General features: G+C 63.7%; 12 protein-coding genes. All 12 read left to right on the forward strand.

The genetic code is table 11. The annotated features are described in order from the left end of the window. Positions 1–38: 38 nt before the first annotated feature. The 12 genes from LDN70_RS06860 to LDN70_RS06915 all read left to right on the forward strand — a co-directional run bounded on the left by LDN70_RS06860 (position 39) and on the right by LDN70_RS06915 (position 20,909). Positions 39–1,010: an AAA family ATPase gene (locus tag LDN70_RS06860; protein WP_142939779.1), complete on the forward strand. Its 972-nt coding sequence runs from the start codon at positions 39–41 to the stop codon at positions 1,008–1,010. A gap of 71 nt (positions 1,011–1,081) precedes the next feature. Next, a complete protein-coding gene (locus tag LDN70_RS06865; RefSeq protein ID WP_223942132.1) occupies positions 1,082–2,485 on the forward strand; it encodes a DUF58 domain-containing protein in 1,404 nt (467 codons plus the stop codon). Next, entirely contained in the window at positions 2,482–4,986 is a 2,505-nt protein-coding gene (locus LDN70_RS06870) for a transglutaminase TgpA family protein (protein WP_223942133.1), read from the forward strand. Before LDN70_RS06865 ends, LDN70_RS06870 begins: the two co-directional genes overlap by 4 nt. After that, positions 4,976–6,655 carry an RDD family protein gene (locus LDN70_RS06875; RefSeq protein WP_142939776.1) on the forward strand — a complete coding sequence of 560 codons (1,680 nt, stop codon included), beginning with the start codon at positions 4,976–4,978 and terminating at the stop codon, positions 6,653–6,655. Before LDN70_RS06870 ends, LDN70_RS06875 begins: the two co-directional genes overlap by 11 nt. Beyond that, entirely contained in the window at positions 6,652–7,578 is a 927-nt protein-coding gene (locus tag LDN70_RS06880) for a PP2C family protein-serine/threonine phosphatase (RefSeq protein ID WP_142939775.1), read from the forward strand. The genes LDN70_RS06875 and LDN70_RS06880 overlap by 4 nt, the downstream gene beginning before the upstream one ends. Continuing rightward, positions 7,565–9,550 (forward strand): FHA domain-containing protein, encoded by a 1,986-nt coding sequence (locus LDN70_RS06885; RefSeq protein WP_223942134.1) that lies wholly within the window; start codon positions 7,565–7,567, stop codon positions 9,548–9,550. The genes LDN70_RS06880 and LDN70_RS06885 overlap by 14 nt, the downstream gene beginning before the upstream one ends. Continuing rightward, the gene (locus tag LDN70_RS06890) at positions 9,547–11,334 is read left to right on the forward strand and encodes a serine/threonine-protein kinase (protein WP_223942135.1); all 1,788 of its coding nucleotides are present in this window, start codon (positions 9,547–9,549) and stop codon (positions 11,332–11,334) included. The genes LDN70_RS06885 and LDN70_RS06890 overlap by 4 nt, the downstream gene beginning before the upstream one ends. Before the next feature lie 45 nt (positions 11,335–11,379). Next, a complete protein-coding gene (locus LDN70_RS06895; protein ID WP_141283662.1) occupies positions 11,380–12,084 on the forward strand; it encodes a hypothetical protein in 705 nt (234 codons plus the stop codon). Beyond that, the gene (locus LDN70_RS06900) at positions 12,081–16,535 is read left to right on the forward strand and encodes a type VII secretion EssC family protein (protein WP_223942136.1); all 4,455 of its coding nucleotides are present in this window, start codon (positions 12,081–12,083) and stop codon (positions 16,533–16,535) included. Before LDN70_RS06895 ends, LDN70_RS06900 begins: the two co-directional genes overlap by 4 nt. Before the next feature lie 46 nt (positions 16,536–16,581). Beyond that, on the forward strand, positions 16,582–18,873 hold the full coding sequence (ligA, locus tag LDN70_RS06905) for an NAD-dependent DNA ligase LigA (protein ID WP_223942137.1): 2,292 nt from the start codon (positions 16,582–16,584) through the stop codon (positions 18,871–18,873). After that, the gene (locus tag LDN70_RS06910) at positions 18,870–19,694 is read left to right on the forward strand and encodes an inositol monophosphatase family protein (RefSeq protein ID WP_142939768.1); all 825 of its coding nucleotides are present in this window, start codon (positions 18,870–18,872) and stop codon (positions 19,692–19,694) included. The genes ligA and LDN70_RS06910 overlap by 4 nt, the downstream gene beginning before the upstream one ends. A gap of 6 nt (positions 19,695–19,700) precedes the next feature. Further along, positions 19,701–20,909 carry an AAA family ATPase gene (locus LDN70_RS06915; RefSeq protein ID WP_223942138.1) on the forward strand — a complete coding sequence of 403 codons (1,209 nt, stop codon included), beginning with the start codon at positions 19,701–19,703 and terminating at the stop codon, positions 20,907–20,909. Positions 20,910–20,955 lie beyond the last annotated feature (46 nt).

Below are 20,955 nucleotides of genomic sequence, written 5' to 3' on the forward strand. Positions count from 1 at the left end.
AACCCAACACCTCCATACCCAAGGAACAGGATCTACCGATGACCATGACAAACGAGCAGGCCGCCTGGTTTGCAGAGACGTTCGAGAAGCTCGTTGCCAACGTGGGCAAGGCCGTGTTGGGCAAGGAACACGTCATCCGGCTGACCTTCACCGCCATGATGGCCGAAGGCCACGTGTTGTTTGAAGACGCACCGGGCACGGGTAAGACTTCACTGGCGCGTGCCTTGGCCGCGACGGTCCAGGGTTCGCACAACCGCATCCAGTTCACGCCTGACCTTCTGCCGTCTGACGTGACGGGTGTGACCATTTACGATCAGAAGACCCAGAAGTTCGAGTTCCATAAGGGTCCGGTGTTCAACAACATCGTCCTGGCTGACGAAATCAACCGTGCTTCCCCCAAGACGCAGTCCGCATTGCTGGAGGTCATGGAGGAATCCCGGGTCACCGTGGATGGCACCACCTACGAGGCTGGCCGCCCGTTCATGGTTCTGGCTACCCAGAACCCCATCGAGCAGGCGGGTACCTACCGTCTGCCCGAGGCCCAGCTCGACCGCTTCCTCATTAAGACCTCCATCGGCTACCCGGATCACGCTTCCACGGTTCGGCTGCTGGGCGGGGCCAACCTGAAGGATCGTTCGAAGGACCTCACGCCGTTGATCACCACCCAGGCTGTGGCTGATATGGCGGACCTGGCAGCCACAACCCACGTGGATACCGCTGTGCTGGAGTACATTTCGCGTCTCTGCGAAGAAACCCGTAATGCCGGCGAAACCCGTCTTGGTGTTTCGGTCCGTGGGGCATTGGCCATGGTTCGTGCCGCCAAGGTGTGGGCAGCCAGCCAGGGCCGCAACTTTGTGCTGCCGGATGACATCAAGGAACTCGCTCCCGTGGTGTGGACCCACCGTTTGGTGATGGACCCGGAAGCTGAATTCTCCGGGGCAACGCCCGAAGTGGTCCTTAACCGCGTCCTCGCCGACGTCGCCGCCCCGCAGCAACGCGCCAGCGCATAAACCCGGTACCGGGCATCAACCCGGTACCATGCGTTTCTCCACCGCACCCTAGCTCAAACAAAGGCACCCACATGTCCTCCAGCACACCCCTGAACAGGGCTGCTGATTCGTTCAAGCGCACCGCATCTGCACTTGGCGATAAGTTGCGCTCCCTGCGCGGCACTGGCAACGAACCGGGCAAGCGCCCCGGCAAGCCAGGTAAACGCGGCACCACCAGCAAGCTCCACCCCGCAGCCGTATGGTCGGAAGCCGCTGGAACTGCCGGCGATTTCCTGGCACCGGCGTGGGACAGGATCCGTGCTGTGTGGCTGAGGTTCGTTTGGCCTGTCCTTGCAGTGGTGAGCCTGCTCGGCTGGGTGGTGTTGGCTGCCTCAATCGCGCTCTGGTGGGCAGGGCAGGCGTGGGGCTGGCAGGAGGCCAAGTCTGCCTCGATGGTGGCTTTCCTGTTGTTCCTTCTGGCCATCGGCTTCATTGTGGGCCGTTCGGCGTATGGCGTGGTCCTCGACCTCGCCCGCACCCGGGTGGCTGTGGGGGATGACGCTGTGGGCAGTATTGCGGTATCCAACGTTTCCACCAGGCCGTTGTTGCCTGCGGCGCTGGAGCTCCCGGTGGGTTCAAATACTGCCGTTTTCCATTTGCCACGGATGAAGCCCGCCCAGGTTCATGAGGATCTTTTCACGATTCCCACGGCCCGCCGTGCAGTGATTGTGGTGGGTCCGGTCCGTTCTGTGCGCGCTGACCCCCTTCACTTGCTGCGCCGTCGCGTCATGTGGACTGAGCCGGTGGACCTGTTCGTGCACCCTCGCACGGTCTCCCTGGGCAGCTCGGCAGCAGGGTTTATCCGTGACCTTGAGGGCATGCCCACCACGGAACTGTCCAGTGCGGATGTTTCTTTCCATGCTTTGCGCGACTATGTCCCTGGTGACGATCGGCGCCACATCCACTGGAAGACCACAGCCCGGACCAATAAGCTCATGGTCCGCCAGTTCGAGGAAACCCGGCGCGCGCACCTTGCCATTTCTTTGTCCATCAACACCGATGAGTATGATTCCGAGGCGGAGTTCGAAATGGCCATCTCCGTGGCGGCATCCATCGGACGCCAAGCGATCAGTGAACAACGTGACCTGGACGTCCTAACCCAGAAGGGGCCGCTCCGCTGCGAGACGGGCCGTAACATGCTGGACGACATGACCCGGGTTGTCGGGGCACCCATGCGGAAGACCGCCGTCGACCTCGCGCGGAACCTGTCTGACGCCGTCCCGAATGCCTCAGTGGTGTTCTTTGTGGTAGGCAGCCACGTGACGGCAACCCAGCTGCGCACCTGCGCTGCCTCCGTTCCTCCCGGCGTGCGGAGCCTGGCGGTGCGGGTTCAACCCGGCGCGGCGCCGTCGAGGGCTAATATCGCGGACCTGACGGTCCTGACGGTGGGCGACCTGGACGACTTGGCAATTGTTCTTCGAAAGGCGGCAGCATGAGCACCGCGCCCAATCTCCGTCCCCGCGCGAAGGAAGCGAAGGGCTCCCGCGCCGCCCAGGGTTCGCGGTCCGCGGCGCGCGCCACGGGCGCATCCATCTTCAGCGACGGCAGGCCTCTGTGGCATTTTGCCATTGACTGCGGGGCGCTGCTGGTGCTGCTGCTCCTTGGCGTGCTCGGTTTCGCTTTGAGCTTTGGGGGAGACCCCCATTACCTCATCGCAGGCCTGGGCGGCGTGCTGCTGGGGTTGGGTATCGCCGTCCTCAACGCGCACCTTCGTTTGGGGCTGCTGATCACCACAGCGGTGGCGTTCGGTGCGTACATGGTTTTCGGGTCGGCCCTGGCAGTGCCGGACTCGGCAGTTTTCGGATTCCTTCCCAGCCTCGACTCGTTGCGCACGCTCCTGCTGGGCGTTGTCTTCGCTTGGAAGGACATGCTGACTGTTGGCGTGCCTGTGGGGACCGCGAACGGCATGCTCATTGTGCCGTTCCTGAGTTCCTTGGTCACTGCGCTGGCTGCCGGTCTGCTCACATGGCGTCTGAAGAGCCCCTACTGGCCGTTGCTTCCCGTGCTGGTTCTCTTTGTTACGGGCATTGCTTTCAGTACCAGTGCGGGTTTCCTCAACGTGGAGCGTGGCGTCTCCCTGACTATTGTGTCCATTGTGTGGGCGACGTTCCGCCGCGATGTACTCCGCCGGAACAGCACCAAAGCGGTTTCGGCCAACAGGCCGGATTCCGACGCCGCTACGGCCCGCCGAGGGCAGCTCCGCCGGCTGGGGACTGCTGCAGCAGTGATCGCCGTTGCGGTGGGTGTTACTGCAATCGCCTCGCCGTTGGTCACAGCCAGTGATGACCGCAAGGTCCTCCGCAACACGATCGTTCCGCCTTTCGATCCCCGGGATTACATCACCCCCTTGGCGAGCTTCCGCAGCTTCGTCAAGGATGAGAAGGACAATACGCTGTTCACGGTCAAGGGGCTGCCCAAAGACGCCCGCGTCCGGCTGGCGGCGCTGGACGCCTTCAACGGCCTGAACTACACCATGGACCCCAACAGTTCCGGCAACTTCAGCAAGGTAGGCGACGCCCGTTCGCTCAATACGCTGGCCGACTCCGGGAGCCCGGTGCAGGGCACCAACTACACGCTGGACATCACTGTGGAGGACTACCAGGGCTACTTTGTTCCTGGTGGACGGCACACTACGGGGATGAGTTTTGCAGACACGTCCGGCGCAGCATCAGGGCTGTATTTCAACGCCGGCACCGATACCGCTGTGACCACCAAAGGCTTGGCAAGGGGCGATAACTACACTGTGCAGGTCTCGGACCCCGGGACGCTGGAGCACGGACAGCTCACGCAGTACGACTTTGCGAAGCTCACGCTGCCCGAGGCGGAGGAAGTTCCGCCGATTGTGGCGTCGCAGGCGAACCAGCTTTCGGAAGACGCACCGACGGCCATTGACCGTGTCCGGCAGATTGAGGCGCACTTCCAGAAGAGTGGTGCGTTCAGCAACGGGCTGGTAGCCGAGGGACAGCTCCCAAGCCTCCCCGGTCACAGCGCTGCACGCGTCCGCAACATGCTCTCGGCCAAGCAAATGCTGGGCGACGACGAACAGTACGCCGTATCCATGTCCCTCATGCTCCGTCACCTTGGCATACCGTCCCGTGTGGTGATGGGGTTCTACCCGGACCCCAAGAGCCCCGAGAACGGCGCTGGAGACATCAAGATCACGGGTAAGGATGTCCACGCCTGGGTGGAAGTGGCGTTCGACCGCGTGGGCTGGGTGACGTTCGATCCCACGCCGCCCAAGGACAACGTGCCCATCCCGCCGGACCCTGAGAACAAGTCCAAACCCAAGCCGCAGGTGCTGCAGCCGCCGCCCCCGCCGCAGGAGCCCGCGGACCTGCCGCCGGATTCCACACCGGATGCCCTGGACGCTGACGAGAAGAAGAACAACCCCTGGCTTTTCTGGGGTCCGCTGCTGGCGGCCATCGGCATGGCACTGATTCCGCTGGGGATCCTCGCCTTGCCGTTGTTGCTCATCCTTCTGTTGAAATCACGACGCCGGAAGGCGCGTTTCCGTGATGGCCACCCCGCGCAGCGGGTTGGCGCCGGCTGGAATGAAGTGCTGAGCCTGGTCACCGATATGGGTGCTTCGATCGACACCAAGTCCACCAGGCGCGAATCGGCCACAGTCATCGCTGACGCGTTCCCCACCACCGGAACTACCACCACCCTGCTTGCCCACCGTGCGGACGCCGCTGTGTTCGGTGCGGGCCAGCCCAGTGAGAAGGAGGTCAAGGAGTACTGGGAGATCGTTGATACGTCGCTGACCGACATCACCGGAAGCGTTGGTTTCTGGAAACGGCAGCAGGCACGATTCTCGCCGCGCTCGTTGCTGTCCGATGGCCGCGCTGCCCTTCGTCGCCGTCAACAGGGCACCTCCGATCCTGCGAAGCGCGGCTTCACCTTGCCGTTCAAGAAGGACACCACCGATGAGCAATGAGACAGAACTTTGCCCGGCCTGCCGGCACGGGGTACGCCCGGGTGCGACGTTCTGCACGCAGTGCGGTTCACCCCTGAGTAACCGTGGTGCCCGCAAGGAAGGCAATATCAACCATGCCCAAAAGGCGGCGTTGGAGTTCGCCAACCGGCACGGGTTCTCCGATCCCGGTAGTATCTCGGTAGTGTCGGCGCCGGAGTCGCCGATGCCGCACGGAACAAAAACCATGCCGGATGGTATGCCGGGGCCAGGGGGAGGGACCACAATGACCACCAAGCTCGAGTTGGCGCCCGCCACTACAGGGAAACGTCTGGGCGCAGCCGTGTTGGACTGGCTGGGTCCCTTTGCCGTGCTTGCCACCACGTTCGCTATTGGTATTGCCGGCATCACGCAGACCCGCAGGAACGGCTTCATTGTCTATGACACGGGCCTGCTGGTTCTGCTGGGCAGCATCGGCTTGGGCGTGACCGTGGTGTATACCTTTGTCATTCTTGGTCTTGAGGCGAAGTCCGGAAACACCATCGGTAACCAGCTCATGGGCATCCGCAGTGCGGATTCTGATGGCTACGCGCCGGGTGCCGGGGTTGTTTTTGTCCGGGGGATTCTCACCGGCGGCCTTCTGCTGCTGGGTTCCATTGTTGCCGTCATCTTGTCCGCGCTCGGACTGATCGGGCTGGTCCTGTGGATCGCCCTGCCGTTGATGTTCCTGGGTGTTGTGTGGGCTGTCCTTGTGGTCATCTCCAACGCCTGGGACAAAAACGGCAAACTGCGCGGCTGGCAGGACAAAGCGGCAAAGTCCTTGGTGTTTGACGTCAAGCAGGGTCGTAACCCGGTGACCACCGGAGGCATCCAGGGCCCGTACAGTTTCGCCCCCATGGATCTCCCACCGGTTCAACCCGTAGCTTCGCCGGTACCGTCAGGCCCCGTGCCGGGTTCCCGTCAAGGTGCCACCGCACAGGCTGTCCCCGGCCAGGCTGCTCCCGCCCGGATCTCGCCTGCGCTGGCAGCGCCCACCCAGACTTCGCCAGCGCAAGCAACTCCCGCCCCTGCGACACCGGTGGCCCCTGCCGTGCAACCTTCGCATGATCCGAACCAATGGCGTCCGCCGTCGGCGCCTTTCGCGCCGGCATCGCGCACAACCATAGCGCCGCAAGCCCCGGCTCCTTCCGTGCAGGCCGCGGCGCCAGCGGCGGTTCCTTCCGCGCAGGCCCCGGCAGCACCGCAGGCCCCGGCAGCACCGCCGGCCGTAACAATCCCGCCTCACGACACTCCCGCGGCCACCGCCCACCCGGACGACGACCTGGAGCGCACCCAGATGCGCCCGGGTGCTGCCCGCGCCCAAGCTGTCCTGCGGATCCGGGTCGACGACGGCCAGGACATCCAGCTGGGCGGGTCAGTTCTCCTCGGCCGCAATCCGGCACCGCAGCCCGGGGAGTCGGTGGAGCAACTGCTGCCTGTGACAGATCCGGGGCGGTCCATTTCCAAAACGCATCTGCATCTGCGCGTTGATGGCGACGGAGTCTGGGTCACGGACCGCAATTCCACCAACGGCAGCGCCGTCACCACGCCGGACGGTTTGCAGACCAGGCTCAACCCGGGCGAAGCAAGCTTTGTCCGTCCCGGTTCCACCGTTCACTTTGGGGACCGTTCCTTCCACCTAGGACAAGCATGAATTCACAGCCGGCCACTCCCGCCAACGCCGAAGCGGGTCCTGCTGCAAGCGGAACGGCTTTTCGACTCAGCTATGGGTACGGTACGGACCGCGGTCTTCGGCGCGAACTGAACGAGGACTCGTTCATCGCCTCTGACCCGGTCTTTGCCGTTGCCGACGGCATGGGCGGGCACGAAGCGGGGGAGATTGCCAGCGGCATGTGCGTGCGGGCCTTGGGCAGCGCTCCCGAATTGGCCACCGGCGTGCGCACTGCAACAGCAGCTGACCTTCAGTCCTGCCTGTTGAAGGCCGATGCCGCGATCCGCGACGCGACGGGCGCCCGTGCCGGGACCACGCTGTCCGGGGTAGTGGTGGTGGAACAGATGGGCCTGCCTTACTGGCTGGTGATGAACATCGGCGATTCCAGGACGTACCGCCTCAGCCAAGGCGAGTTCGCGCAGGTAAGCGTTGACCATTCCGAAGTGCAGGAACTGGTGGATGCCGGAGACATCACTGCCGAGCAGGCAACAGTCCACCCCCGCCGTCACGTGGTGACCCGTGCCTTGGGCACCGGCGATGAGACTGAGGCTGACTTTTGGTTGCTTCCCATTCAGGAAGGCGACCGGATCATGATCTGCTCGGATGGTCTCAACGGTGAACTGGGGGATGACCACATGTTCCGCATCCTCAGCACCGTCGCCCATCCGCAGGACGCCGTGGACGCACTGATCCAAGCTGCTTTGCGGAGCGGTGGCAGGGACAACGTCACCGTCATTGTGGTGGACGCCAAAAACGTCTTGAACGATGCCGGGATCGCTATCACAGCGCCCCGCCCCGAGGTTCCGTCCGAGGTTGAAGAAGACACCCTTCCGCGGGCCTGGGTCAATGGCACGGATGAGGCCGTCGGGGCTAATCAGGAGGAAGGCGTTGATGGCAAGCAGTAACCCCCTTTCACTAACCCGCTACCAGCAGGGTGAGTGGTTTGGCGTTGTGCGGAACGGAACCGTGGTGCTTCTTGGCCCCGACACACCGCACGCACTGATCGACACCGTATGGGAGTTGCTGGCATCGGCACCGGAGGCCCACGAAGTCCTCCATGAGGTGACGGAGGCCTTTGGTGTTTCCCTCAGCCGTATTCCACCGTTCGGGATCATTGATTCCAAAGACGCGCTCCGTGTGTTCCTCCGGGGAGACCTTGAACTGGTGGTGCAGTTGGGCGGAGGCGTGCAGTTGGGTGGTGGCGAGGAACGCCTGACGGGCCGTGACGTCACCACGTGGACCGAACGCCGGCTCGTGGATGCCACGGCCTACAGCGTCCGGATCGGGAATGGCACTGCTGTGTCTGCAGGAATTCCGACGGCGGGAGGGAGCCTCCCGCTGAACGCCTCGCCGCTGAAAGCCGCGCCAGTGAACAGTCTCCCTGTGGGAGAAGGCGTGGTCCTCCTTGCAGCGCTCGACGCCGCGGCAGGATCGGCCGGGCCCGCGGCTAGTGAGCCCGAGGTCAAGCCGGCAATGGTGTCCGATGAGACCATGATCGGTTACACGGAGGCGGACCTTGGCCTGACCATCGCACCCGGCCACATGATCAGTTCCGTGGGTTCTTCCACATCTGAGGAGGATGCTGCTGCCGAGGAGTCGTCGGCCTCCGAGGTGCCTGTGAAACCTGCGGTGCCTGCAGAACCGCGCGCATCCCAAGACGCCGCAGTGGCTGAGGAACCGGGCGTGTCGGAAGAACCCGTACTGCCTGGCGAACCCGTGCGGCCTGAAGAAGCTGCACTTACTGAAGAAGCCGCACCCCCTGCAGACCAGGTTGCGGACCAGGCTGAGGAGCAGGAGTCAGCTTCTGCGGCGGACTTGGATACATCCGGTGTGCCTGGCCATACGAGCACCACCGATCTCTTGGTTCCGTCACTGGAGAACACCACGAACTATGACCATTTGTGGGACAAAACGGTGATGCGGAACATCGAGGATGCCGCTGTTCGAACGGACAATGAGTCCGAAGACCACGGTTCACCGGCTGCCACGGCACCGGAAGCCTCAACGCCGCTGGACCTGAAATCCTCAACCGAAGCGACAGGCGAGGACCACCCGCCAGGAGGGGGCGGCGTCGGATCCGTTCCCCTCGCGCCTGCTTCCGCCCCGCAGGTTGACGACGAGAGTGTGTCCTCAGCAGGGACCACTACCGGACTGATTGACTCGGTCCCATGGCTGCGCAGCGGCTCCTCCACGTCCGGATCCAGTCAGCCAGCTGCTCAGCCCGGTCCCGCCGCCTCGCCCGCACCCCAGGTACCCGCGCCCCAAATACCGGCGGCGTGGCTCTCGGCCCCCGACGATAGCCCAGCGGACGAGGACTCGGATCATGACGGCCAAACCATCATGAAGAGCAGTCTTCCCTCTGCGAGCGAACAGGGACCCATGGCTGCTCCGGGTGGCGCTGATGCGCCTGCCGTCGTAGGGCCGAGCGTCCTGGCGCGCATGTGCTCCCAAGGTCACGCCAACCCGCCCACCTATCCGCAGTGCTCGGTATGCGGGGTCCCCGTGACAGGAGACGCCGTCCATGTACCGCGTCCACGACTGGGCCGGATGCGGGTTTCCACTGGTGAGCTGGTGGATTTGGACCAGTCGCTCATCATCGGCCGGCAACCGTCGGTCTCCCGCGTTCAAGGCGGCACCATGCCGCGCCTGGTCCAAGTGGACAGCCCCGGAGGAGATATTTCCCGCTCCCACGTGGAGGTCCGGCTGGAGGGTTGGCACGTCATGCTGTGCGACCTGAAAGCGACCAACGGAACCGTGCTTATCCGGGAGGGCCAGGCACCGCGCCGGCTTGCCCAAAACGAAATGGCAATCCTGCTGGACGGCGATATCGCCGAGTTGGGTGACAACATTTCACTGCGTTTCGAGGAGATTCTTTGAGTTCCAAGAGGCCCCCTGCGCCGCCTCCACCCATTCCGGGTTTCAAGTACATCAGCCTGCTGGGCTCTGGTGGCTTCTCGGATGTTTATCTTTATGAGCAGGACCGCCCGCGCCGAAAAGTAGCGGTCAAGGTGCTGTTGTCCGATCTGAAGACCGAAGGGGCACGCCGCCGTTTCGAGTCCGAAGCGAACCTCATGGCGCAGTTGTCGTCGCACCCTTACATCGTGACGATCTTCGAAGCCGAGATCACTGAAAACGGGCACTCGTACTTGGCCATGGAGTATTGCTCCAGGCCGAGCCTTGACGTCCGCTATCGTCGTCAGCGATTCAGCGTGGACGAAGTCCTGGCCGTCGGCATCCAGGTGGCCTCCGCCGTCGAGACAGCCCACCGGGCAGGCATTGTTCACCGGGACATTAAGCCAGCCAACATCCTGGTGACCGATTACAATCGGCCTGCCCTGACCGACTTCGGCATCTCTGGCACCATCGGCGCCGACACTGAAGACGACGCCGGAATGTCCATACCGTGGTCCCCGCCGGAGCAGTTCCGCGGTGGTGCCGTGGATGGCGTTCCCGTGGATGTTTGGGCGCTGGGCGCTACGTTGTACACGCTCCTGGCGGGTCGCTCGCCATTTGTCCTTCCGGGACAGGACAACTCCCAGCGGGAATTGATCTCCCGCATCACCAATTCTCCGCTGCCCAGGCTGGGACGCGCCGACGTTCCCGAGTCCCTGGAGCTGGTGTTGGCCACATCCATGGCCAAGTCACCGGAATCGCGATATTCGTCAGCGCACGCTTTCGCGTTGGCACTTCAGCGGATCCAAGCGGAACTGAACCTGTCCGTGACGCCCTTTGAGGTTCTTGAAGAACCCGGGCACGGTGACGATCAGCATCCGGACGACAACTTTGAGGAAACCCGGGTCCGGAGCATCGCTTCGATCGATCCCGACGCTTCGGGAACGGCCACCACAGGGTCGGCACCCACTTTCCCTGCGCGAACTTTCCCGTCCACGGTTCCGGGCGGGACCCAGCACCCGACCCAGCGGCCGGCGCCGCCGTTTGCCCGGCCCGCCAGCGAACCCCAGCCCGCCACCCCCTCGCACTCCAGCGACCCCTCACAACCTGTCCAGTCACAGGCCGGTCCGGCCGCCCCGCCCCGGTTCCATGCTCCGGCGACGCCTGGATACACGCCGCCCGGAGCCTACGCAGCTCCGGCCGAGCCTGACACTGCTGAGTCCACGGTCCTGCGCGGCTGGCAGCCCTCGCAACCGCAGGACGATCTTGGGGCAACAGTCAGCCGATCGAGCGCAGGTGCCCCGCCGGTGGCCCAGGAGGACGCTCCACCGGCAGACCACAGCAAGCGCAACCTCTGGCTTGCAGCAGCAGGTGCTGCCGTACTGGTAGTCGCCATTGTGGTTGGCGTGGTCCTGGGTGCGCAGGCGCAGCCAAAGGTCGCACCCACGGAAACATCCAGCAAGCCGCCTGCCGATGCTTTGAGCGACGGCAGTGTTCCGGAAGTAGCGGGGTTGACGGCAGCACGGGACACCGCGGACCGGAACATCATCGTCTTCTCCTGGACCAACCCGCAGCCGATGCCCGGCGATACGTTCAAATGGCGCGTCAAATCTGCCAAGTCTGAAGGCGTCTACGAGAACACCGCAACCGGAAAAGCGTTCCTCTCCGGGTTTGACGAGCCACCCATCTGCGTGCAGGCCATCATTGTTCGCTCCGACGGTTCCGCGTCACCCGGCGGGCCGGACTCCATCGCCTGCCTGGACGAGTAGCCGGCACATGCGATCAAATTACCGCCGACCAAGGAGGCACAGATCATGGGGGATCTAGCAATAGATTTCTGTGGTGAATGGTACGAACCATCCGATGAGGACATCTTCGATATTGGACGCGAAGGCGACTTGGAAGTTGATGACAACCCGTACTTGCACCGACGCTTCCTGCAAATAGCCCGATACGACGGCATGTGGTGGCTCAGTAACGTGGGCAGCATGCTGTCCGCCACTGTGGCTGACGGTTCAGGCGGCATGCAGGCCTGGTTGGCGCCCGGCGCGCGGATCCCCTTGGTGTTCAGCCACACCAACGTGATTTTCACGGCCGGACCCACCACCTACGAGTTCGCGGTGCACTTGAAGACGCCGTCTTTCCGGCATGAAGCACGCGACGAAGACCAGGCGGGGGACACCACCATTGGGCCCGTGGTCTTCACCGATTCGCAAAAGGCGCTCATCGTTGCACTGGCCGAGCCCATGTTGCGGCGCGACGGCACCGGTTTCAGCGCCATTCCATCCTCTGCCGAGGCCGCGAAGCGACTGGGCTGGGCGCTGACACGCTTCAACCGGAAACTGGACAACGTCTGCGACAAACTTGACCGGGTAGGCGTAGTGGGTCTTCGCGGCGGGGTTGGAAAACTTGCCACCAATCGCCGGGCGCGCTTGGTGGAACACGCCGTGACCTCGCACCTTGTGACCCCGGCTGACCTGCATCTTCTTGAGAAAATGAGTGGAGTCGACGAAGGATGAAGTTCCGCCTGACCTTGCGGCGTGACCCTGCGGAAGCAAAGGACCTCGCCGTAACGGTGGATGGTCGTGCCACCGTGGCTGACATTGCTACTGAATTGTGGGCAGCCGACCCCGCACGAAAGGGGACCGAACCGCCGTCGAACCTGTCCATCAGCGTGGACGAGGCTTTCGTCGGCGGCGGGCTCTCCGGGCACGTGCTGCGGCCTACGGACAACCTGCTGGAGTCCGGGTTGCGGCCCGGGTCCAAGGTCTCCCTCGCGCAGGTCAGCGAGCAGTTCGCGTCCAACGGCCACGCGAACGGCAATAGCCGGGGACCGGCAGCGGCGACGTTGCGCGTGATGTCAGGGCCCGACGTCGGACGGGAATTTTCGCTGCCTTTCGGCACCAGCTACATCGGCCGGGACCGGGACGCCGACATCCGGTTGTCGGACCCGCTGACCTCCAAGCGCCATGCCCGCATCACGGTGGGCGAAACCGTGGAAATCGTGGATACGAACTCCGCCAACGGACTCCTCATGGACGGGCTGCCGGTGACCCGCGCGACGCTTGAGTCCTCGGACACTGTCACGTTGGGCGACACATCCGTGGGCGTCGTTGCCCTGTCACGGAATCATGGTGGTGGTCCGTCGTCGCCTCTGGTGGATTTCAACCGATCGCCGCGGGTACTGCCCAGGTTCGAGTCGCCCAAGCGGGTACCGCCTGCCGGCCCCAAGCGCCCGGAACACCAGCCTTTCCCGTACATCATGCTGGTGGCCCCGCTGCTGATGGGTGGCGTGCTCTTCGCCGTCACCCAGAACCTGCTGTCCGTGCTGTTCATGGCCATGATGCCGTTGTTCATCGTGGGGCACTATGTGGACCACAAGATGCAGAGCAAGCGGCAGGCCAAGGAAGGCCACAAACAGTTCAAAGCCGCCATGCTTGCCTTCCGCGAGGACATTGACAAGCAGCAGAACATTGAGCGTGCTGTCCGGCTACAGGAAGCGCCGTCCGTGAGCGATACGGTGGACGCCATCTACAAACTCGGACCCCTGCTCTGGACCCACAGGCCCGAGCACCAGCACTTCCTGGGCGTCCGCTTCGGGCTGGGTTCGGCACCGTCGCGCATCCAGTTCGATGAACCAAGCGCCAACGAAACTGAACCGCAGTACATGCGGGAAATCCAGGAGTGCCTGACGCAGGTCCGTGTCATTGAGGGCGTCCCAATCGTCTCGCAGCTGCGTACCTCGGGCTCCTTTGGCGTCGCCGGCGACCGCAGCGTGGTGGATGACGTAGCCCGCGGCATGGTGCTCCAGCTGGTAGGGCTGCACTCGCCGGCCGAAGTTGTCCTCACATCACTGACCTCGGCACGTTCGCGTGAGCGCTGGGACTGGTTGCAGTGGCTCCCGCACGTTGGTTCGGGCCACAGCCCCATCTCCGGCGATCATCTGGCTGCCGGCCCCGGCGCCGGCGCCGCGTTGTTGTCCAAACTCGAAAGCCTCGTGGAAGAGCGCGAGTCCATGGCCAAGGAGCCTGGACCGCAACCCCGTCCTGGACTCAAGAATGAGCACGAGGAACTTCCGGGTCCGGTGGTCCCGGCCGTTCTGGTGATCGTTGAGGACGACACCCCGGTGGACCGCGGCCGGCTCACACGCTTGGTGGAACGTGGACCCGACTACGGGGTGCACATCATGTGGGTTGCCGCCAATGTGCAGTCCCTGCCCGCCGCGTGCCGTGACTTCCTCTCCGTTGACGGCGACCACGGCACCACCACCGGCCAGGTCCGCTTGGGCCGCCACACCTACCCGGTCAGCTGCGAAAGCCTTGATGCGGACCTCGCCACACAGTTGGCGCGCATGATGTCGCCTCTGGTGGATGTTGGAAACCCGCTCGACGACGACTCCGACCTCCCACGCGCCGTCTCCTACGCCACGTTGATCGGCAAAGAACTGATGGACAACCCACAGGCCGTGGCTGAGCGTTGGCAGGAAAACAACTCCGTCCACGCCACTGCCGTGCCCAACCGCAAGGACAACGGCAGCCTCCGCGCACTGGTTGGTTCCAAAGGTGTGGAGCCCTTCTACCTGGACCTCAAGAACGAGGGTCCGCACGCACTGGTGGGTGGAACCACGGGTGCCGGTAAGTCCGAGTTCCTGCAGTCCTGGGTGATGGGCATGGCCGCCGCCTACAGCCCGGACCGCGTCAGCTTCCTGTTCGTGGACTACAAAGGCGGTGCTGCCTTTGCCGACTGCCTGCACTTGCCGCACACCGTTGGTCTGGTGACTGACCTGTCCCCGCACCTGGTGCGCCGCGCGCTGACCTCGCTCCGCGCTGAGCTGCACTACCGTGAGCGGCTGCTGAACCGGAAGAAAGCCAAGGACCTTCTGGCGCTGCAACGGGAAGCCGATCCTGAGGCGCCCCCTTACCTCATCATCATCGTGGACGAATTCGCTGCCTTGGCTACGGAAGTTCCCGAGTTCGTTGATGGTGTGGTGGACGTGGCCGCCCGTGGCCGTTCCCTGGGCCTGCACCTGATCCTGGCCACGCAACGCCCGGCCGGCGTCATCAAAGACAACCTGCGTGCCAACACCAACCTTCGCGTCGCGCTGCGCATGGCTGACGAAGTGGACGCAACAGACATCCTGGGCGTTCCCACCGCGGCCTACTTCGATCCTTCCATTCCGGGCCGTGGCGCTGCGAAGACCGGTCCGGGACGCATCCAGGGCTTCCAGACCGGTTATGCCGGCGGATGGACCACCGAAAAGCCGCAGCGTCCCAGGATCGACATTGTGGAGATGGCGTTCGGTTCCGGACCCACGTGGGAACCGCCCTTGGTGTCACAAGTGGAAGAGGAACCTGCCGGTCCCAACGACATCGCGCGGATGACCGGGAACATCATCCGGGCAGCTGACGTCCTGTCTATTGAACCGCCGCGCAAGCCGTGGCTGAACGAGCTCGCCACCACCTACGATTTCTCCAAGCTTCCCAATCCCCGGACCGATGAACGCCTCCTGCTTGGAGTGGCGGATGACCCCGCGCACCAAGACCAGCCCACCGTGTTCTACGAGCCGGACAAAGATGGCAACATGGCCGTCTACGGCACGGGCGGATCAGGAAAGTCGGCGGCGTTGCGCAGCATTGCCATCGCAGCAGCAGTCACGCCGCGCGGAGGGCCCGTGCACGTCTACGGCGTGGACTGTGGTTCGTCAGGGCTCAAGATGCTTGATGGACTTCCCCATGTTGGTGAAATCATCAACGGCGACGATGTGGAGCGCGTTGGGCGACTGCTGCGTTGGCTCAAGGAAGTGGCGGATGATCGCGCAGCACGGTTTGCCGAGGTCCGGGCCTCCACCATCGTCGAATACCGGCAGCTGGCCAACCGGCCCGAAGAAAAGCGCATCTTCATCCTGGTGGACGGCATGTCTTCCTTCCGTGAGTCCTACGAGTACAGCAACTTGTCCGCACTATGGGACATCTTCCTGACGCTGGCAACTGACGGACGCCCCCTGGGCATCCACCTGGTAGTCAGCGGTGACCGCACCAACTCCGTACCGGCGTCGCTCCTGGCTTCCATCCAGAAGAGGCTGGTCCTGCGTCTTAGTTCCGAAGATGACTACATGACCCTTGATGTTCCCAAGGATGTCCTCAACGCAGCCTCACCTCCGGGACGTGGCTTGTTGGACGGGCTTGAAGTTCAGCTCGCTGTACTGGGAGGCAACTCGAACCTCGCGCTCCAAGCCCGCGAGGTGGCCAAGCTCAGCCAGGCGATGTTGCGCCAGGGCCTGGAGCAGGCGCCTCAGATCCAGCGGCTCCCGGAACTGGTGGACTTGGACATCCTGCCCAACGGAGCTCCGGACAACCCCGTCATTGGTGTCGACGACGAAACGCTGGGTTCGGCGGCCATCGCTGCCAAGGGATCCCTTCTGCTGGCCGGCCCTCCAGGTGCCGGACGTACGGTGGCACTGGTCACCTTGGCCTACGCCCTGCGGCGCTCGAACCCGCGAACTGACCTCATCTACATTGGGTCCCGGCGCTCCGCCGTGGCGTCACTGAACATCTGGAGCAGGTCGCTGGTGGGTCCGGACGAAGTCTCGGATGTGGTGGATGACCTGATCGACAAAGCCGCGGACAACCCTGGCACCATGGCCATCTTCATCGAGGGCCTGACAGAGTTCACGGACACGTTGGCGGAATCTGGCGTGGGTCGCCTGGTGACCGCCGCGATCAAGGCTGACCAGTGGGTGGTCGGCGAGTCGGAAACGTCCACCTGGTCCCAGGCCTGGTCCCTGGCCCAGCCGTTCAAATCCGGGCGTCGCGGGCTCCTGCTCAACCCCGGGGACGTGGAAGGCGACACCCTCCTCAACACTTCCCTTGGCCGGATCAGTAAGGACTTCATCCCGGGCCGCGGCTACATTGTGGGTCGTGGAAAGGTACGCAAGCTCCAGATCGCCATGCCGCCGGAAAACCGTAGCTAGCCGGGTTGGGATCGAGGATGTCTGAGGGTTACGGCAAGATAGACCTGTGAGCACACCAGAGAATCCGGATCCGGTAGAGACCACAAGCCAGCAAGCCGCCGCGGCGATCGTCGCAGAGGAGGGGACTCCGCCATCGGAGACCCTGCGCGATGAGTACGAGGAATTAGCGGACCTCGTCCGTAAGTACCGTTACGCCTACTACCAGGAAGACGCGCCCACGGTTTCCGACGCCGAGTTCGATGAACTCTACCGCCGGTTGGAGGAACTGGAAGCACTTCATCCGGAGCTTGTCTCCAATGACTCGCCCACGCAGGAGGTTGGCGGCGAAGTGTCGTCTGCTTTCGCGGCAGTGGAGCACCTGCAGCGGATGTACAGCCTTGACGACGTCTTCTCCTTGGACGAGCTGGAGGCGTGGGTCCGGAAGGCCGAAGCTTCCGTTGCCAAGCTAGGCGATTCCGTCCCGCCCATCGCGTGGCTGACTGAGCTGAAGATCGATGGCCTTGCCGTAAATCTGCTGTACCGGGACGGCAAACTGGTCCGCGCCGCAACGCGCGGCGACGGCACCACGGGCGAAGACATCACGCATAACGTCCTCACCATCAAGGAGATCCCACGGCAGCTCAGTGGATCGGGATACCCCTCGGAAGTGGAAATCCGTGGCGAGGTGTTCATCCCGTCCAAAGCGTTTGTGGCGTTCAACGAAACGCTGGTCGCGGCCGGTAAGGCACCGCTTGCGAACCCCCGTAACGCTGCCGCTGGTTCACTTCGCCAAAAGGACCCCGCAGAGACCGCCAAACGCCCCCTCAGCATGTTCGTCCACGGCATCGGAGCCCGCGAAGGGCTGGAGGCCAAGAGCCAATCCGACACCTACAAGCTCCTCGAGGAGTGGGGGCTCCCTGTCAGCCCGTACCTCAAGGTGCTGGATACGTTCGAGGACGTCCTGAAATACATTGCCGACTACGGTGAACGCCGGCACAAGCTCCTGCACGAGATCGATGGCATCGTGGTCAAGATTGACGACTTCGCCACCCAGCGGGCACTTGGTTACACCTCCCGGGTTCCCAGATGGGCTGCTGCCTACAAGTACCCGCCAGAGGAGGTCCACACCAAACTCCTGGATATTGCAGTCAATGTGGGCCGCACCGGGCGGGTAACTCCCTTTGGCCTGATGGAGCCGGTGAAAGTTGCCGGTTCCACAGTTGGCATGGCCACCTTGCACAATCAGGACGTGGTTAAGGCCAAGGGCGTCATGATCGGCGACATCGTGATTCTCCGCAAGGCAGGAGACGTCATTCCGGAGATCGTTGGACCCGTGCTGGCGCTGCGTGAGAAGCAGGATCCACCGGTGCGCGAATTTGTGATGCCCACCGAATGTCCGTCCTGTGGGACGCCGCTGGCGCCGTCGAAGGAAGGCGACGTGGATATCCGTTGCCCCAATGCCAAGTCCTGCCCCTCTCAGCTGCGGGAGCGGGTGTTCCACCTCGCGGGCCGTGGGGCGTTCGACATCGAAGCCCTTGGCTGGGAAGCAGCCATCGCCCTGACGCAACCGGCAGAACCGGAAACACCGCCCCTCACCAGTGAGGCAGGCCTTTTCAGCCTGACCCGCGAGGACCTGGCAGAGGTCAAAATCCGTAGGGAAAAGCGTTCCAAGGGTGTGGGCACGGGCGACTACGAGCTCGTCCCGTACTTCTACACCAAGGGAACGGCCAAGTCTCCGTCCAAACCAACGGCAACCACGGAGAAGCTGTTCGTGGAGCTGGAGAAGGCGAAGAAGCAGCCTCTGTGGCGCGTTCTGGTGGCGCTCTCCATCAGGCATGTTGGGCCCACGGCATCACGCGCCCTTGCCACCGCGTTTGGCAGCATGGACGCCATCCGCAACGCCACGGAAGAGCAAATGGCTCATGTTGATGGCGTAGGCCCCACCATTGCGGTGGCGCTCAAGGAATGGTTCGCCGTGGACTGGCACAACGAGATCGTGGACAGCTGGGCCGCTGCCGGGGTGCGGATGGAGGACGAACGCGACACCTCGATGCCGCGGACCCTTGAAGGGCTGACTGTGGTGGTCACCGGTACGCTGCCCAACTTCAGCCGCGACGAAGCCAAGGAAGCCATCATCATCCGTGGCGGCAAGGCCTCCGGATCTGTCTCCAAGAACACCAGCTATTTGGTGGCCGGTGAAAGCGCCGGCACCAAGCTGGACAAGGCGGAGCAACTCGGCGTCCCGGTGCTGGACGAGGACGGCTTCCGCGAGCTCCTGGCCAAGGGTCCGGCACAGGCGGAAACTGGATCGGAAGCAACCCCTGCGGATGAAGCATCAGCGGAAGCGGCTTCAGAATGACGGACGCCAAGGAGCTGCTTGCTGTGGCCAAACGTGCTGCGGCAGCCGGAGCTGCTGTGCTTGCGCAGCGGTCGGCCACTGGTACGGGTGGTGACGGTTTGGAGACCACTAACAAGGGTGAAGCCGGGGACTGGGTCACGGCCTTCGATGTCGCGGCGGAGAACGCGGTGCGCGAGGCGATTATTGCCGAGCGGCCGCACGACACCATCACTGGGGAGGAACATGGCACTACCCGGCCGGAGCAACCCTCCGGGTACCGCTGGTCCATTGATCCCCTGGACGGCACCACCAACTTCATCCGCAACATCGTCTACTACGCCACCTCCGTAGCGGTGGCGGATTCCGACGGCGTCTGGCAGGCCGGCGTCGTTCACGCACCGGCGCTGGGCCGCATCTACTTCGCAGCCCGCGGGCTCGGCGCCTGGATGGAGGCCGGGGGAGAGGCGACGCCTCTTGCCGGTCCTGTCCCCGGGCGCACAGGGCTCATTTTGGCCACAGGCTTCAGTTACGACCCCGCCACACGGGCCAGCCAATCGGAAGGCCTCGCCGGGCTCATGGATGGTTTTGCCGATGTCCGGCGTCTCGGGTCGGCAGCCTTGGACCTCTGCCTCGTGGCCGACGGTACCTTTGATGCCTACGGGGAACGCGGCCTCAACGAGCACGACTTCGCTGCCGGGGCCCTCATTGCGGAAGAAGCAGGTTGCTGGGTTCGGCGGCCGCGATTGGAAAGCCCACTTGATGGTGGCCCCAGCGCGGAAGACCGCTTGGCATCATGGATGTGCGCCGGGGCCCTTGAACTATCCGGCAAGTTCCCTTTGTGACCGCCAGTGATCACCACACTGGCCATCGCCAACTACCGTTCCATCCGGGACCTCGCCATGGAGCTGCATGGCCTGGACATAGTGACAGGGGCCAACGGCAGTGGAAAGTCCTCCCTCTACCGGGCGCTTCGGCTGTTGGCCGAGTGTGCCGGCGGAGATTCCGGAAACGTGGTGGGCTCCTTGGCCCGGGATGGCGGGTTGGCCTCGACGCTCTGGGCCGGGCCTGAGTCAATCAGCGAGGCCATGCGGCGTGGTGAAGTCCCCGTCCAGGGAACGGTCCGCCGGGAGTCCGTGAACCTGAAATTGGGCTACTCCGGTGATGACTTCGGTTACTTGGTGGATCTTGGCATGCCAGCATCCAGCGGGGCCGGTTTTGACCAGGAGACCGGCCGTTCGCGCCCCTCAGCGTTCAGTCTGGATCCTGAAATCAAACGGGAACAGATCTTCTCCGGCCCCGTGGCGCGGCCGGGATCGTTGTTGGTGGACCGCAAGGGGAGCCTCGCCAAGCTGCGCGGACCGGACGGCGATTGGACTGAGCTTTCACGGAGGTTGGACACTTTCCAGAGCATGCTGACGGAGGTCTCGGACCAGGACCGGGCACCGGAAGTTCTGCGGGTTCGGGACTCGGTCCGCTCATGGCGGTTCTACGACCATTTCCGCACAGACGCCGAGGCCCCCGCTCGTCAGGCGCAGCTGGGAACGCGCACCCCCGTGCTTCATCACAGCGGCAAGGATCTCGCGGCCGCACTGCAGACACTGCGGGAGGTGGGTTTCGAGCGGCAGCTGGATGCCGCCGTCGATCATGCTTTTCCCGGAAGCCGCTTGGAAATCGCCGTTAGCGATGGTCGGTTCAGCGTGGAACTCCGTCAGCCCGGCATGCTGCGCCCCATGAAAGCTGCTGAACTCTCGGACGGTACCCTGCGCTTCCTCCTGCTCGCCGCGGCATTACTGACGCCACGGCCACCAGAGCTCATGGTCCTGAACGAGCCCGAGACCAGCCTCCATGTGGACCTTATGCCGGCACTGGCCGGACTGATTGTCCAGGCCAGTGCCAACAGCCAGATGATTGTGGTGACCCACTCCGATGCCTTGCTCAAGGCACTGCGTGATAGCGGTGCAGCCCATGAGCATGAGCTCTACAAGGACCTGGGCGAAACCAGGATCAAGGGCTTGGGCGCGCTGGAAGGCCCGCTTTGGAGCTGGCCGAAGCGTTGAAGCGGCAAGCGATGATCAGACGGGCGATGATCACTTAAAGTTGCAG

Origin of the sequence: Arthrobacter sp. StoSoilB22 (assembly GCF_019977315.1) — a bacterium.
In the GTDB taxonomy this organism is placed as follows: domain Bacteria; phylum Actinomycetota; class Actinomycetes; order Actinomycetales; family Micrococcaceae; genus Arthrobacter.